Origin of the sequence: Promicromonospora kroppenstedtii DSM 19349 (assembly GCF_000515355.1) — a bacterium.
GTDB classification, from domain to species: domain Bacteria; phylum Actinomycetota; class Actinomycetes; order Actinomycetales; family Cellulomonadaceae; genus Promicromonospora; species Promicromonospora kroppenstedtii.
Map to the genome: position 1 here is coordinate 1 of NZ_KI911747.1, position 1,401 is coordinate 1,401.

Annotated in this window: 1 protein-coding gene; it reads right to left on the bottom strand. The window is 72.6% G+C overall.

The genetic code is table 11. The annotated features are described in order from the left end of the window. On the bottom strand, positions 1–1,163 hold a 1,163-nt coding region (gene wecB, locus PROKR_RS25490; RefSeq protein ID WP_036969300.1), incomplete at its 3' end, for a non-hydrolyzing UDP-N-acetylglucosamine 2-epimerase. Between the last annotated feature and the right edge of the window lie 238 nt (positions 1,164–1,401).

Below are 1,401 nucleotides of genomic sequence, written 5' to 3' on the forward strand. Positions count from 1 at the left end.
GCCGCCGTCCAGGCCTCGGCGTCCGCGGTGCGGCGGCCGGCCAGCATGCTCTCGATGACGTCGACCACGCGGCCGGCGGCGTGGCCGTCGCCGAACGGACTGGGGGCCGAGGCCATGCGCCGGTGCAGCTCGCGATCGGTGAGCAGCGCGCCCAGCGTGTCGGTGATCTGCCTCGCGTCGGTCCCGACCAGCACCCCGCCGCCCGCGTCGACCAGCTCGGGGCGTTCGGTGGTGCTCCGGGTGATCACGACGGGGACGTCGAACGCGGGCGCCTCCTCCTGGATGCCGCCCGAGTCGGTGACCACGACGCTGGTGCGTGACAGCACCCGGCAGAACTCGGCGTAGGGCAGCGGCTCGGTGAGCCGGACGTTGGGCGTGTGCAGGACCGTGGGCACGATCGCCTCGCGCACGATCGGGTTGCCGTGCAGGGGGAGCACGAACAGCACGTCCGGGAACAGCTCGGCCACCTGGACGACGGCCGCGGCGATCTGGGCGATCCCGTCGTCCCAGGACTCGCGCCGGTGCGCCGTCACGAGCACCAGACGCCGGCCGATCTTGAGCGCGGTGTCGACCACGGGGTCGCTGATCCGCACCGGGCGGGACGCGGTGTGCATCAGGGCGTCGATCACTGTGTTGCCCGTGACGGTGACAGCGTGCTCGGGAACGCGCTCCTGGTGGAGGTTCTCGGCGGCCAGCGCCGTGGGCGCGCAGTGCCGGGTGGCGATGGCGCTGATGAACTTGCGGTTGCCCTCCTCAGGGAACGGTGAGTAGACGTCGCCGGTGCGCAGGCCCGCCTCGACGTGCACCACGGGGACCTGCCGGTGGTAGGCGGTGAGCGCGCCGGCGAAGGCGGTGGTGGTGTCGCCCTGCACGACGACGGCGTCCACGGGGTGCGCGTCGAGGTACTCGCTGAAGCCGCGGATGGCGCCCACCAGCACGTCGTCGAGCGAGTAGCCGCGCCGGAGCAGCCCGAGGTCGTGGTCAGGGACGATATCGAAGAGGCGGTTGACCTGGTCGAGCATGCCCCGGTGCTGGCCGGAGGTGACCACGAGCGGCGCGTGTCTGGCCCGGCGCTTGAGCTCGTTGACGACCGGGGCGAGTTTGACGGCCTCCGGCCGCGTTCCGTACAACACTGCGATCTCGCGGCGAGCGGTGTGGTGCATGGCGCTTCTTTCTGCTCGGACATGGGGCTTCTGCTCGGACATGGGGCCCGCGATGGGTCGGGCAACGTGACCGACGCAGCCGGGCACCGGTGGTGACGTGCGGGTTCGTGATTCAGGCGGAGGCGCGGGCGATCTCGGGCCGGGCCGAGGCGTCCAGGGCGCGCGAGGTGAGCCCGGCGGCCACCAGCAGGCACAGGGCGAGCAGCCCGGCGAGGCTGCCGACCACGACGTGCCGGCC